Annotated in this window: 13 protein-coding genes; 11 read left to right on the forward strand and 2 right to left on the reverse strand. The window is 68.1% G+C overall.

Annotated elements, in window-relative coordinates; translation table 11 throughout:
- Positions 1-1,966: M4 family metallopeptidase (locus tag ACFQ4H_RS30575; RefSeq protein WP_377577784.1), on the reverse strand; the 1,966-nt coding region annotated here is incomplete at its 3' end.
- A gap of 494 nt (positions 1,967-2,460) precedes the next feature.
- On the opposite strand from ACFQ4H_RS30575, the gene ACFQ4H_RS30580 reads away from it, so the two are divergent.
- The 11 genes from ACFQ4H_RS30580 (at position 2,461) to ACFQ4H_RS30630 (ending at position 12,054) form a co-directional block, all read left to right on the forward strand.
- Positions 2,461-2,763, forward strand: a complete 303-nt coding sequence (locus ACFQ4H_RS30580; RefSeq protein WP_377577787.1) for an urease subunit gamma — start codon at positions 2,461-2,463, stop codon at positions 2,761-2,763.
- 82 nt (positions 2,764-2,845) lie between these two features.
- Complete coding sequence (locus ACFQ4H_RS30585) at positions 2,846-3,298, forward strand: urease subunit beta (protein ID WP_377577790.1); 453 nt, start codon at positions 2,846-2,848, stop codon at positions 3,296-3,298.
- A gap of 51 nt (positions 3,299-3,349) precedes the next feature.
- Complete coding sequence (locus ACFQ4H_RS30590; RefSeq protein WP_377577793.1) at positions 3,350-5,068, forward strand: urease subunit alpha; 1,719 nt, start codon at positions 3,350-3,352, stop codon at positions 5,066-5,068.
- A gap of 42 nt (positions 5,069-5,110) precedes the next feature.
- On the forward strand, positions 5,111-5,752 hold the full coding sequence (locus ACFQ4H_RS30595) for an urease accessory protein UreE (RefSeq protein WP_377577796.1): 642 nt from the start codon (positions 5,111-5,113) through the stop codon (positions 5,750-5,752).
- Positions 5,753-5,774: 22 nt separating this feature from the next.
- Positions 5,775-6,455: an urease accessory protein UreF gene (locus ACFQ4H_RS30600; protein ID WP_377577799.1), complete on the forward strand. Its 681-nt coding sequence runs from the start codon at positions 5,775-5,777 to the stop codon at positions 6,453-6,455.
- A gap of 23 nt (positions 6,456-6,478) precedes the next feature.
- The gene (gene ureG / locus ACFQ4H_RS30605) at positions 6,479-7,108 is read left to right on the forward strand and encodes an urease accessory protein UreG (protein ID WP_377577802.1); all 630 of its coding nucleotides are present in this window, start codon (positions 6,479-6,481) and stop codon (positions 7,106-7,108) included.
- Positions 7,105-8,019 carry an urease accessory protein UreD gene (locus ACFQ4H_RS30610; RefSeq protein WP_377577804.1) on the forward strand — a complete coding sequence of 305 codons (915 nt, stop codon included), beginning with the start codon at positions 7,105-7,107 and terminating at the stop codon, positions 8,017-8,019. Before ureG ends, ACFQ4H_RS30610 begins: the two co-directional genes overlap by 4 nt.
- Positions 8,020-8,062: 43 nt before the next feature.
- Positions 8,063-9,100 carry an urea transporter gene (yut, locus tag ACFQ4H_RS30615; protein WP_377577807.1) on the forward strand — a complete coding sequence of 346 codons (1,038 nt, stop codon included), beginning with the start codon at positions 8,063-8,065 and terminating at the stop codon, positions 9,098-9,100.
- A gap of 45 nt (positions 9,101-9,145) precedes the next feature.
- A complete protein-coding gene (locus tag ACFQ4H_RS30620) occupies positions 9,146-10,819 on the forward strand; it encodes an ammonium transporter (protein WP_377577810.1) in 1,674 nt (557 codons plus the stop codon).
- Positions 10,820-10,852: 33 nt separating this feature from the next.
- Positions 10,853-11,599, forward strand: a complete 747-nt coding sequence (locus ACFQ4H_RS30625; protein WP_377577813.1) for a YoaK family protein — start codon at positions 10,853-10,855, stop codon at positions 11,597-11,599.
- A 44-nt stretch (positions 11,600-11,643) separates the two neighbouring features.
- Complete coding sequence (locus ACFQ4H_RS30630; protein ID WP_377577816.1) at positions 11,644-12,054, forward strand: RidA family protein; 411 nt, start codon at positions 11,644-11,646, stop codon at positions 12,052-12,054.
- A gap of 136 nt (positions 12,055-12,190) precedes the next feature.
- Here the strand turns inward: ACFQ4H_RS30630 and ACFQ4H_RS30635 are convergent, their stop codons facing one another.
- Positions 12,191-14,353: an MMPL family transporter gene (locus tag ACFQ4H_RS30635; RefSeq protein ID WP_377577818.1), complete on the reverse strand. Its 2,163-nt coding sequence runs from the start codon at positions 14,351-14,353 to the stop codon at positions 12,191-12,193.
- Positions 14,354-14,372: the final 19 nt, after the last annotated feature.

The raw sequence follows: 14,372 nt of genomic DNA on the forward strand, positions 1-14,372 counted from the left end.
TGCCGGTTTCGAAGCCGGGGTTGCCGAGCTTCTGGCCGGGGGCGGGGCAGCCGCCGCCGGGTCCGTTGACGGTCAGGGTGTAGGTGGAGGTGCGGGTGACCGCCGTGCCGGTACCGGTGACGGTGATGCTGTAGGTGCCGGCGGGGGTGCTGGCGCTGGTGCCGATGGTCAGGGTCGACGAGGCACCGGAGGTGACGGAGCTCGGGGTGAAGGTGGCGGTGGCACCGGTGGGCAGGCCGCTGGCGGTGAAGTTCACGGTCTGGGCGGTGCCGCCGGTGGTGGCGGTGGCGACGGTGGTGGAGACGGAGTTACCCGGGTCGACCGAGCCGGCGGTCGGCGACAGCGAGACGGAGAAGTCGTCGCCCACCGAGCAGGGCGAGTCGCTGCCCGCCACGTTGACCGCGGTCCAGGCGGCCTGGACCGCCTTGTACTCCGTGCCGCAGGTGCCGTAGAGGTCGGTGGCGGCCCGCAGCGTGTAGGCCCGGGCGGTGTTGGCCGGGTTGCTGGTGTTGACGTACGACGTGTTGGAGGTGAAGTACGCGTCGAGCGCGCGGAACCAGATCTTCTCCGCCTTGCTCCGGCCGATGCCGGTGACCCCCGGAGCGGAGCCACAGATCGGCGAGGTGCCCCACTGGGTGTTTCCGGTGCCCTCGGCCAGGTTGAAGAAGAAGTGGTTGGCGACACCCGAGGAGTAGTGCACGTCGACGTTCTTGGTGGTGGACGACCAGCAGCCGTGCGAGCGGGTGTCCAACGTCGGGTCGTACATGTAGCGCAGCGGCGAGCCGTTGCCGTTGATGTCGATCTTCTCGCCGATCTTGTAGTCACCGGCGTCGGAGGTGTTGTTCGCGTAGAACTCGACCATGGTGCCGAAGATGTCGCTGGTCGCCTCGTTGAGGCCACCCGACTCGCCGGAGTAGGTCAGACCACCCGACACCACGTTCTCCGTCACGCCGTGGCTCATCTCGTGACCGGCCACGTCGATGGCGACCAGCGGCTTGGCGTTGCTGGCGCCGTCACCGTAGGTCATCCGGGAACCGTCCCAGAACGCGTTGACGTAGTTGTTGCCGTAGTGCACCCGGCTGGGCACGCCACGTCCGTCGCCGAAGATGCCGTTACGGCTGTGCACGTTCTTGAAGTAGTCGAAGGTGACGGCCGCGCCGTAGTGCGCGTCCACCGCCGCCGACTGGCGGTTGGAGTTGGTCCCGTTACCCCAGGTGTTGTCCGCGTCGGTGATCGTGGTGCAGGTCGTGGTGCCGTTGTTCATGTCGCAGGTCGAGCCGTTGCCGCGTACCGGGTCGATCATCTGGTACGTCGTGCCGGACTGCGTGGTGTCGATGGTGACCGTGCCGGAGTAGATGCTGTTACCGGTCCCGGCGACTGCGTGGATCTCGTCGTAGGAGCCGATGTACGCGCCGGTGGTCGCGTCGCTGATGACGTGCAGCCGGGACGGGGTCTGGCCGTCCGGGGCCCAGCCCTCGACGACCGTCTCCCAGGCCAGGCGGCCGTAGCCGGAGCTGGCGTCGACGAACAGTTCGGCCTCACCGACAGCGGTGACCTTGCCGGAGAAGTGCGCTGGGGCGGCCTTCGCGGCCTGGCCCTTCGTCACCTTGGCGGTGGTGCTCAGCGTCAGTGGGGCGGCCAGCCCGACCGAGGTGCCGGCGTAGCTGCCGTTGGCTGCGGTGTGTACGACGAAGTCGCCACCGTAGACCCGTAGGCCCTGGTAGGTGCGGGTGTAGCGGACGTGTGCCGCACCGTTGGAGTCGACCTTGGAGCTGTACACCGCGTACGACTCTCCGGCCGTGGCCTGTACGGCACCGGGGTTGGTCCGGAGGACCTGGTTCGCCCGTCCGACGGGGGACGGGTCTGCGGCGGGCGATGGGGGTGCCGCCTGCGCAGTCGATGCCACAGCGGCCAACAGGCCGCTGGTGAGTAGCGCCGCGCTGGCGGCGGCAATGGATCTCTTCACTCGTTCCTCCCCAGGAGCGATAGTTAGCCATGTAGATATAGCGATGTTCGCGAGGAAAGGGAAGAGGTGAGCCGCATTCGCGTGGCTGGTGGTCGGGGCCTGCCCGGCGATCCGCGCGTCGGACCGATAGGTGACGTTCGGTAGCGGATGGTTGCCGGTGGGGTGATGGTCGAGGGTGGTGGGGCCGCGTCTGCGCGTGACGGGCAGCGTGGATTGGTGTGATTCGCCCGAAAGCTACCCCTCTTCCGATTTGCCTCATACGTAGGCATATGCGTTGCTAGGCTGGCCTCGCTGGACGCAGTCGGTCACTTCCTCCCGGTCCGTGCCGCAGGCCGGTGCCGCTGGGTCTCCCCGCGCAGGTCAGGGGCTTTCTGAGGAGTCGGCTCGTCCGGGAAGCGTCAACCTCCGCGGATCAGATTTGCCAAAACTTGCCACCGATGTCGGTGCCCGTGGATCGGGGCGGGACCGGCGGTGGAGCGAAAGGGAAAAGGACCGTGCATCTTACTCCCAAAGAGTTCGACAAGCTGACCATTCACTCCCTGGCTCAGGTTGCGAATGCGCGCAGGAACAAGGGGATCAAGCTCAACCATCCGGAATCGGTTGCGGTCATCGCCGCTGCGGCGCTCGAAGGGGCACGTGAGGGCAAGACCGTCGAGGAAGTGATGCACGATGCCGCCCACGTTCTCACCAAGGCCGACGTGATGGACGGGGTGGCCGACATGTTGCCCATGATCCAGGTCGAGGCGGTATTCACCGACGGCACCCGCCTCGTCACCGTCCACTCGCCCATCCAGTGAACCACTGTCATTTGCCAACCAGCTGAACGGCGTGCCGCCGAACCGTGGCGGCCAGGGCGCGGACCAGAAAGCGAGGAAGAAGATGGTGGATCCCAAGCGGCATCCAGGGCCCAACTCGAAGCACATCCGCCCGATCGGCGGTTACGTCCTCTCCAGTGAACCGTTGGAGTTGAACGCCGGGCGGCCCACCATCCAGATCGAGGTCCACAACACCGGCGACCGGCCGATCCAGGTGGGGTCCCACTTCCACTTCTACGAGACGAACCGCAATCTCGAATTCGATCGGGACGCCACGTTCGGTTGGCGGCTGGACATTCCGGCGACGACCTCGATCCGATTCGAGCCGGGCGACAAGAAGACCGTACAACTTGTGCCGTTCGGTGGCCGGCAACGCGTATACGGCTTCAACGGTCTGGTGAACGGCTGGACCGGCCCGGGGCCGATTCCCGGATATCAGCCCGACCGGGCGGAGGCGGCACGTCAGGTCGAGATCCGCGGATTCAAGTCGACCTCGAAAAAGGGCAACAACAAGTAGTCCGACGGGTCATGCGGCCAGTGGTGGCAGCAGCATAGGAGAAAATCCAGAATGAGCCAGATTTCCAGGCAGGAATACGCCGGGATGTACGGCCCCACGACCGGCGACAAGATCAGGCTGGCTGACACCGACCTGTACATCGAGATCGAGAAGGACCTGCGGGTCCTCGGTGACGAGGTCATGTACGGCGGCGGCAAGACCCTGCGCGACGGCATGGGGGCCAACAACCAAACCAAGAACTCGGGCGGCGTACTCGACCTCGTCATCACCAACGTGACGGTCCTCGACGCCACGATCGGTGTGGTCAAGGCCGACGTCGGGGTCAAGGACGGCAAGATCGTCGGCATCGGCAAGGCCGGTAACCCGAACATCATGGACGGGGTCACGCCGGGGCTGGTGACCGGTGCGGGTACCGACGCGATCTCCGGCGAGCACCTCATCCTGACCGCGGCCGGCATCGACCCGCACGTGCACATGGTCTGTCCGCAACAGGCGTACGCGGCGCTCAGCAACGGCGTCACCACCCTGTGGGGCGGCGGCACCGGACCGAGTGACAGCTCCAACGGGGTGACCATCACCCCCGGCCCGTGGAACATCCACGCCCTGATGCGGGGACTGGAAGGGCTGCCGATCAACGTCGGCATCCTGGCCAAGGGCAACTGTTCCGGCTGGGGGCCGCTGAAGGAGCAGCTCGAGGCGGGTGCGGCCAGCTTCAAGGTGCACGAGGACTGGGGTTCGCCACCGGAGGCGATCCGGGCCGCACTGACCGTGGCGGAGATGTACGACGTGCAGGTCAGTATCCACACGGACACGCTCAACGAGAGCGGCTACATCGAGGACAGCATCGCCGCCTTCGAGGGACGGACCATCCACACGTTCCACACCGAGGGGGCCGGCGGCGGTCACGCGCCGGACATTATCAAGGTCGCCAGCCAGATGAACGTGCTGCCCAGCTCCACCACGCCGACCGTGCCGTACGGCATCAACAGCCAGGCCGAGCTGTACGACATGATCATGGTCTGCCACAACTTCAACCCGAAGGTTCCCTCGGACGTCGCCTTCGTCGAGAGCCGGATCCGCCCGGAGACCATCGCGGCCGAGGACGTCCTGCTGGACGAGGGCATCATCTCGATGATGTCCAGCGACTCCCAGGCGATGGGTCGGGTGGGCGAGACCTGGCTGCGCACGATCCAGTTGGCCGGCCAGATGAAGAAGGTCCGGGGCAAGCTGGCCGAGGACTCACCGAACAACGACAACTTCCGGGTGCTGCGGTACGTGGCCAAGATGACCATCAACCCGGCGATCACCCAGGGCATCTCGCACGTGCTCGGCTCCATCGCCCCGGGCAAGATGGCCGACCTGGTGCTGTGGGAGCCGCCGTTCTTCGGCGTCAAGCCCAAGATGGTGATCAAGAACGGCCAGATCTTCTGGTCCATCATGGGTGACCCGAACGCCTCCCTGCCCACCCCGCAGCCGATCTACTACCGGCCGATGTACGGGGCCCTCGGCTCCGCGCTCACCGCCAACTGCGTGACCTTCGTGTCGCAGGCCGGATACGAGAACGGAATCGCCGAGAAGCTCGGCCTCCAGCGGCAGATCATCCCGGTCTACGGGACCCGGGGGCTGACCAAGAAGGACATGATCCGCAACGACCGGCTGCCGAAGATGGAGGTCGATCCGGAGACCTTCGCGGTCAAGATCGACGGTAAGCACGCCACGGTGCCACCGGCGCAGAACCTGCCGATGAGCCAGCTCTACTTCTTCAGCTGAGCGGCGTCCGCGACCCAGAACGTGCCAGGGCCCGGAGCGGCCATGACCAAGGAGAACAAGATGCTTGTCGAATCGGTGGTCGGCAACGCCAACGAGCCCGACTGGGAGGTCCGGCTGAAGGCGGCACAGGTGGACACCCTGCTGCTGGACCAGTGGGAGGCCCAGAAGAACCGGCTACGCAAACAGACCCGGGACGGCACCGAGATCGCCGTGTCACTGGGGCGGGGGACCCGGCTACGGGACGGGGACATCCTGTTCTGGGACGAGGCCGGCGCGTCGGCGATCGTGGCCCGGATCGAACTCGGCGACGTGATGGTGATCGACCTCGCCAGGCTCGACCTGCAACCCCAGGAACTGCGGATCCGCTCGGCGGTCGAACTCGGCCACGCCATCGGCAACCAGCACTGGCCGGCGGTGGTCAAGGGTGCCACGATGTACGTCCCGCTCACCGTGGACCGCAAGGTGATGGACTCGGTGATGCGTACCCACGCCTTCGTGGGGGTCACCCACGAGTTCGTGCCCGGCACCGAGGTCATCGCCTATCTCGCGCCACACGAGGCCCGGCGGCTCTTCGGCGGGGCCAACGCCACGCCGCACACCCATCTGCCGGCCGACACCGTGGCACACGTCGACCTGCCGGCCGATGCCCTGCCGCACACCCACCTGCCGGCCAGCGCCAACTGAACCGGGGCCGACCATGCGGACGATGTCGACGACCCTGCGGGTGCTGCAATTCGGGGACTCGATGTTCCCGGTCGGCAGCTTTGCCTTCTCCAACGGACTGGAGATGGCGGTGCAGAACGGGGTCGTCCGGGACCGGACGACCCTGCACGAGTTCGTCCGTACGACGGTCCACCAGGCCGCCACCGGGGACGGCGTCGCCCTGCTGGCCGCGCACCGCAGCGCCGTCGCCGGCGACCTGGACGGCATCCGGCGGGCCGACGAGGCGGTCTTCCTCCGGAAACTCAACGAGGAGACCCGGACGATGACCGTACGGATGGGGCGCAAGCTGGCCGAGGCGGCGGCCCACATCGTCGGGGAGTCGTTACTGGAGAAACGGTTCCGGGACGCCACCGGGGACAGCGTCCCGGTCACCTACCCGGTGGCGCTCGGCGCACTTTTCGCCACCCTCGGCCTGTCCGAGGAGGACGCCTTCGCCGCCCACCAGTACGGCGCCGCGGTGATGGTGCTCAGTGCCGCCGTACGACTGATGCGGGTCGACCACCTCGACACCCAGGCGATCCTGTTCGCCGTCAACGAGACGGCCGCCGAGGAGTACCGGCGGGTGGCCAGCGCCGGGCTGGACGAGATGGCGACCTTCGCGCCGGTGGTCGACGTCCTGGCGGCGGCACACGTGCAGGCGCATGTCCGCATGTTCATGAACTGACAGCAGCGTACGGGGGAAAAGACATGAAGACAGTGAGTCGGATCGGCGTCGGGGGACCGGTCGGCAGCGGCAAGACGGCCGTCATCGAGGCGGTGGTGCCGAAGCTGGTCGAGAACGGGCTCCGGGTACTGGTGGTCACGAACGACGTGGTCACCACCGAGGACGCCAAGCACGTCCGCCGGGCGTTGACCGGGGTGCTGGTCGAGGAGCGGATCATCGGGGTGGAGACCGGGGCCTGCCCGCACACCGCGGTACGCGAGGACCCGAGCATGAACCTGGCCGCCGTCGAGGACATGGAGGCGCGCTTCCCGGACAGTGACCTGGTCCTGATCGAGAGCGGCGGTGACAACCTCACGCTCACCTTCAGCCCGGCCCTGGTCGACTACTTCATCTACGTCATCGACGTGGCGGCCGGCGACAAGATCCCACGGAAGAACGGTCCGGGTATCTCGCAGTCGGACATCCTGGTCATCAACAAGACGGACCTGGCCCCGTACGTCGAAGCCGACCTGGACGTCATGGCCCGCGACGCCGAGATGATGCGCAAGGGCAAGCCGTTCGTCTTCACCAACTGCAAGACCGGCGAGGGGATCGACGACCTCATCGCACTGGTCCGGCGTAACGCGTTGTTCGACCTGGAAATCCCGGCATGATCTCTTTGGACGACGCGCCGGAACTGGCGCCGTACCACGACGAACCGGCCCAGCTGCCCAGCGGTGCCCCGGGAAAGGTCGGCGTGCTGCGGCTCGGGTTCGAGCGTCGGGACGGCCGGACGGTGCTGGCCGACCTGTACCGGCAGGCACCGCTGCTGGTGCAGCGGGCGCTGTACTGGGACGAGGCCATGCCGGAGATGGCCTGCATCTTCATGCTGACCACCTCCGGCGGGGTGCTCCAGGGCGACCGGCTGCGGATCAGCATGTCGTTGGCCGAGGGGGCACAGGCACACGTCACCAGCCAGTCCGCGATGAAGATCCAGCAGATGGACGCGAACTACGCGACCCAGATCCAGGACATCACCCTGGCCGACGGGGCCTACCTGGAGTACCTGCCGGAGCAGACCATCCCCTACCGGAACAGCCGGTTCGTCACGTACACCAGGATCCGCCTGCCGGAGACGGCGACCATGTTGTACGCGGAGATCCTCGCCCCCGGCCGGAAGTACCACCTGGACGGGGAGATCTTCAAGTACGACCTCTTCTCCTCGACGCTGCGGGCGGCCCGCCCGGACGGGCCGGACCTGTTCGTCGAGAAGTTCCTGATCGACCCCGGCCGGTTCGGGGTCGACCGCTCCGGCGTGCTGGACCAGTTCCACGTCTTCGCCAACGTCGTGCTGTTGACCTCACCCGCCTGTGCCGCGCGGGTGTACGACCAGTGCGCGCCGGTCTGGGCGGACGACGTACCGCTGGCCGCCGGGGTGAGCCGGCTCCCCAACGACGCCGGCCTGATCTACAAGGTGCTCGGTCCGGAGACCGAGCCGGTGCGGGCGAAGGTACGCGAGTTCTGCGCGCTGGCCCGGCAGGAGGCCGTCGGGCGGCCAGTGCCACCGGTCTTCAGTTGGCGTTGACGGCCGCCGGAGCGGCCACCGACGGCCGAGGAGAGGAAGCAGCATGGCCGACATCAAGGCAACGTGGAAACGGCTGGCCGACCGTAGCCCTGTCATCGAGTTCGTCGATGCCTGCCTGCGTGGCGTCGCCCAGGTGATGTTGCAGAACAACCCGCTCACCGGGCTGGTGATCCTGATCGCGATCGCCTGGGGGGCGTTCGACTCCGGCAATCCCCGGCTGCTCGGTGGCGCGGTCGTCGGAGTGGTCGTCGGCACCCTGACCGCGATCCTGCTCCGGGCCGACCGGGACTCGCTGCGGTCCGGGCTCTTCGGCTTCAGCCCACTGCTGACCGGGATCGGGGTGCTCCTCTTCCTGCGGGGCAACGCGCTGGTCTGGCTGTACGTGGTGTTCGGTGCGGCGGCCACCACCGTGGTCACGCTGGCCTGGAACAACATCATGAAGACCTGGGGGTCGCCGGCCTTCACCTTCCCGTTCGTGCTGACCACCTGGACGCTGCTGATGGGCGTGTACCAGTTGGTCCGGTTGCGTCTGCACACCCCGACCCCACCCACACTTCCCGGGCACGGCGGGGCCGAGGCGGCCTACTTCGACGGGGACACCGTCCTCGGCATGTTCGAGGGTGTCGCCCAGGTCTTCCTCATCGCCAGTTGGATCAGCGGGATCATCATCCTGATCGGACTGGCGATCAACTCGCTGCGGTCGGCACTGTTCGCCCTCATCGGCACGGTGGTCGCCGCGCTACTGGCGATCTGGTTCGAGGCCGGTGCCAAGGACGTGGAATCCGGGCTGTGGAGCTTCAACGCCGTACTGACCGCCATCGCCCTGGGCGGGGTGTTGTTCAAGCCCTCCGTACCAGCGGTGATCTACGCGCTCTTCGGCATCGTGGCCACCGTCTTCATCCAGGCGATGCTGGCCACCGTGCTGGCCCCGTACGGCATCCCGACGCTCACCGCGCCGTTCGTCCTCGCCACCTGGATGTTTCTCCTGGCGAAGGAGAACTTCACCCCGATCCCGCAGCACAAGTCGTACCGCGGCGGGCTGATGGCACCGCTCCGACCGGATGTCGGAAAGAAGAGCTGACCCGCCGTCGCCGCACCGACCGAAGACCGAGAAAGGGAGACGCGAATGCTGGCGCAGAACGGCGGCGTCAATGCCGGGGACACGGCCTGGGTGCTGGTCTGCGCCGCGCTCGTGCTCTTCATGACGCCGGGGTTGGCGTTCTTCTACGCCGGCATGGTCCGCAGGCGCAACACCCTGGTCATGTTGCAGCAGAACATCATCGCCCTCGGGGTGGTGAGCATCACCTGGGTGCTGCTCGGCTACACCATCGCCTTCGGTGACGACGCCGGCGGTGGCCTCTTCGGCAACCTGGGTCTGTTCGGGCTGCTGGACCTCGGTAAGCCACCCGCACCGGCGTTCCGGGTGGTCGCCGAAGGCGTCACCATTCCGGCCCTGGCGTTCGTGGCGTACCAGATGATGTTCGCGGTGATCACCCCGGCGCTGGCCACCGGGGCCACCGCCGGCCGGCTCCGGTTCGCCGGATGGGCGGTCTTTCTCGCCATCTGGTCGATCGTCGTCTATGCGCCGGTGGCGCACTGGCTCTGGCACCCCGACGGCTGGCTGGCCAAACTCGGCGCGCAGGACTGGGCTGGGGGCATGGTGGTGCATGCCTCGGCCGGTGCGGCGGTGCTGGCCCTGCTGCTCGTCGTCGGTCGCCGGAGGAACTGGCCGAAGACCGGTACCCTGCCGAACTCGGTGCCGTTGACGATCCTCGGCGGCGGCATCCTCTGGTTCGGCTGGTTCGGCTTCAACGGTGGTGACGGACTCCAGGCCGACGGGGTGGCCGCGCAGGCGCTGCTGAACACGCACCTGGCCGCCGCCGCCGGAATGCTGATCTGGCTGCTGATGGAACGGGTGGAGGACGGCCACCCGACCGTGGTGGGCGCGGTCTCCGGAGCCGTCGCCGGGCTCGCCACCATCACCCCGTGCGCGGGGTTCGTCAGCACGCTCTCCGCCCTCGTCATCGGTGCCGTCGCCGGATTCGTGTGCCACACCGCGCTGCGGCTGAAGTACCGACTCCGGCTCGACGACGCGCTCGACGTACTCGCCGTGCACTGGGTCGGTGGCATGCTCGGCTCGCTGCTTCTCGGCCTGTTCGCGCAGACCAGGGCCAACAGCCTGAGCGCGGACGGGCTCCTCTTCGGGGGAGGACTCGGCCTGCTCGGCAGGCAACTGCTGGCGGTCGTCGTGGTGGTGCTCTTCTCGTTCTGCCTGACCTGGCTGATCGCCACCGCCGTCGAACGAACCGTCGGGCTCCGGGTCCCGACCGGTGACGAGGGCAACCTGGACCAGATCCAGCAGGGCATGGACGCCTACCACCTCGACCCGGTGTCCAGCCTGCCCGGCGGTGGATCACCACCGGGTGGGGCCAGGCCACCGGTGGGTACGCGGCCCGGCCTGACCGAGGCGGAGCAGAGCCGGGTGGTCACCGGGCTGTTGGATCCGGATCTGGTGGACTCCGGCGACCTCAGGAACGCGCTGATGGCCGCCGGTGCCGCCTCGATCATCGTGTCCGAGGCCCACATCTCGACCGAGGCGCCACGGTCCCAGGTCGTCCGCGGTTACCGACGGGATCTCGAACTGGCCGACCGGATCCGGGTCGAGGTCCTGGTGCCGGACCGGTGCGTACCGGCGGTGCTGGAGGTGTTCGACCGGTTCTCCCCGACCGGCCACGAGGGCTTCGTGCAGGGGGCCGAGCCGACCGGGGACATCCGACCCGGGTCGGGAGCATCCGGCTGACGCCGGGTCGCGGTGAGTTGACGCCGGGTCGCGGTGAGCAGGGGGAGCAACCCCGGTCAGGGGTCGGACAGTGACGACAGGCGGTGGCAGGACGCCGAGTCGGAGTTCCGGTACCCGGTGTTGGCGCTGGTCCTGGCCACCGGTGTTGCCGGCTTCGCCGACGCCTTCAGCCTGCTGACCTACGGCGTCTTCACCGCCAACCAGTCGGGCAACCTCATCCACGTGGGAATGGGGCTGGCCGGACGGTTTCCGGACTGGCCGGTCGCCCTGGTGTCGATCTTCGGGTTCTGCCTGGGGGGTGGGCTGGCGACCCGGATAAGGCACCGGGTCCGACGGCACCGATGTGCGCCGCCCGGCTGGGAGTTGGTCGCGATCATCGGTGTCGTCGTGCTGTGGGCGGTGCTGGCACGGGTCCTGGCGCCCTGGGACTGGCGCATCGGGCAGCACCTGGTGTCCGCCTTTGTCGGTGCCGTGGCCATGGGACTGCTGGCCGTGCTCTTCGTCCGTACGTCCGGGGCCAAGACGACGACGACCTACCAGAGCGGCACGGTGTTGAACATCGGGGAGCAGTTCTCCGACTGGATCCGGCGCAGCCATCGCCGTAGCCGTACCGCCCGGCGCTGGACCATGGGTTTTCTCGGAATCACCTGCTATGCGGCCGGTGGCGGCTTCGGGGCCCTGCTCGGTGACCGGCCGGTCTGGATCCTGGCGGGTTCGCTGGTCGTCCTCGTGGTCCTGCTGGTGATCGTGCGTCCACCCCGGTTCGGGACGGTGGACTGATTATTCGGCTGTCCCGGGTCGGGATTCGTGCCACACTCCGCACCATGACCCACAAGATCAACCGAGTCAATCCCGAGGAGCTGCACGAAACTCCTGGCTACCACCACATCACCATCGTCGAGGCCGGTAGGACCGCCTACCTGGCCGGTCAGTGCCCGCTCGACCGGTCCGGGACGCTGGTCGGTCCGGGTGACATCGACGCACAGGTCGACCAGGTCGCGGCGAATGCCGCCGCCGCGCTGGCCGCCGCCGGTGCCGGACCGGAGGACGTGGTCCGTTCGGTGATCTACGTGGTCAGCGACGACGGTGCGGTTCTCGCTGCCGTGTGGCAACGGCTCACCGGTTCGGTCATCGGGCCAGCGTTCACCACGGCCAGCACCCTGCTGGGCGTTGCGCGACTCGGTTTCTCCGGTCAGCTCGTCGAACTCGACCTCACCGCGGCGTTGCCCGACTGAGTGACCACCGGACACCTGGGTGACATCGGACGCCTGGGTGACATCAGACGCCGGGTGACCACCGGACGTCGGGCCGGCTGGGACAGCGGCGCAGTCCGCACCGCCGCCGTCCCAGCCGGCGCATTACTACCGGTTGTTACCTGGCCTCCGCGACCTGCGCGGCCTCAGCGCCCTCCGCGACCTGGGCAGCCGGCCCGGCCGGCGGTCGACCCGGCGCCCAGATCCTCGGGCCGATCAGCCGGAACAGTGCCGGGACCAGCGCCCCCCGGATCAGGAAGGTGTCGAGCAGGATGCCGACCGCCATGGCGAAGCCGAACTGGAGCAGCGTGTTCAACGGCTGCGTCATCAGCACGGCGAACGTGGCGGCCAGGATCAGCCCGGCCGAGGTGATCACCCCACCCGTACGGGTCAGCGCGATCCCGATGCCCTTCGGGAAGCCGTGCTCCGCCGTCTCCTCACGGATCCGACTGGCCAGCAGGATGTTGTAGTCGACCCCGAGCGCGACCAGGAAGATCAGGCAGTAGAGCAGCACCCGGTCGTTGGTGCCGGACTGGCCGGCCAGCGCCACCCAGGTGAGGCTGGTCGCCCCGAGGGCGGACAGCAGCGACAGTGCCGTGGTGGCCAGCAGCACCAGGGGAGCCAGGACCGCGCGCAACAGCAGGACCAGGACCACCATGATGAGTACGGCCATCGCCGCCGCCACGACCAGGAAGTCCCGCATGTTGCCCCGGCGGTTGTCCAGCGCGTTCGCGCTCTCCCCGCCCACCAGGACCGTGCCGTCGGGCAGTGCCGCCCGGGCGACCTCGCGTACCCGCTCGGTGCGGTCCAGGGCCGGGGTGCCGTACGGGTCGTCGGCGTAGACGACCTGGAACCGGGCGGTCTGACCGTCGGCGGAGAGGATCGGCTGGCCGACCCGGCTGACCCCGTCGACGCCACGGATCGCCTCGCCGACCGCAGTCGCCCTGGTGGACGGGTCTGCGCCGGAGACGAGGACCGTGGTCGGGGCGAGCTGTCCGGCCGGGAAGGCCTGGTAGAGCATCTGCTGTCCGCGTAGCGAGTCGGTGTCGCCACGGAAGTCGCTGACCAGGTTGGCGTTGGGGGTGTAGGTGAGGAAGCCGAGGGCGAGCGCACCGAGCATGGTGGCGGTACCGGCGGCGACCATGCCGGGCCGGCGCAACACCAGACCGGAGACCCGGCCCCACAGTGAACGCTCGTCCGGGACGCGCTGGGCCTGCTTCATCGGCCAGAACGCGGCCCGGCCCAGCAGCACCACGGCGGCGGGGACGAAGGTGAGGCTGATCAGCAGCACGAAGAAGACGCCGAGGGCCAGGAACGAGCCGAATTCCCGGGTGCTGGGAACGGTGGCCAGCAGCAGCGTGAGCAGGGCCAGCACCACGGTTCCGCCGCTGGAGATCACCGGTTCGCCGACCTTGCGTAGGGCGGCCCGCATCGCCGTGTAGCGGTCCGGGGTGTCGGCCAGTTCCTCCCGGAAGCGCATCAGGACGAACAGGGCGTAGTCGGTGCCCGCACCGAAGAGCAGTACCGTCATGATCGAGGCAGCGGACGAGTCGATCTTGATGATGCCGGCCTCGGCCAGGGCCGCGCCCACCGCGTTGGTCACCTGCATTGCGACCCCGACGCCGAGCAGTGGGATCAGTGCCAGCAGCGGGGACCGGTAGATCAGCAGCAGAATGATCAGCACCAGCAGTACGGTCAGTCCGAGCAGGACGAAGTCCGCGTTGCGGAAGACCTCGGTGGCGTCGGTGGCGATGCCGGCGGGCCCGGTGAGCCGGATCTCGGTAGCTCCCTGGCCGGGGCCGGCGATTTCCCGGATCTTCTTGACCGTCTCGCTGAACCGCTCGTCGTTGCTGGGGATTCCCTCGATCGGTACCAGGATCATGGTCGTGGTGCCGTCTTCGGAGAGCAGCGCCTGTGCGGCCGGTGCCGGTACGGTCGTGGTGGAGACCGCGCCGGCCACCCCGGGTGGGGCGTCCGGGCCGGTCATCGCGTCACTGATCCGCTTCACCTCGGCCTGGTCGGCGGGTTGCAGTCCGCCCGGATTGCGGATCACGATGATTGCGGGCACCCCCTGCTGGTCGGGGAACTTCTGTACCAGCAGGTCCCGGGCGGCGGCGGATTCCGCGCCGGCCGGGGCGGCGTTGGAGCCGCCGTCCTCCTTGACCTCGTCGATGGTCGGGGTGAGGCGGGGGAGAATTCCGGCGAGGAGGATCCAGATCCCGACGACCAGCAGGGCGCGGGTCCGGGATTGGGCGACTAGCTTGCCCAGGGCGGTCATCATGCTGTTTTGGTCCCGTTCT

Origin of the sequence: Micromonospora sonneratiae (assembly GCF_042679305.1) — a bacterium.
Lineage (GTDB): Bacteria > Actinomycetota > Actinomycetes > Mycobacteriales > Micromonosporaceae > Micromonospora_H > Micromonospora_H sonneratiae.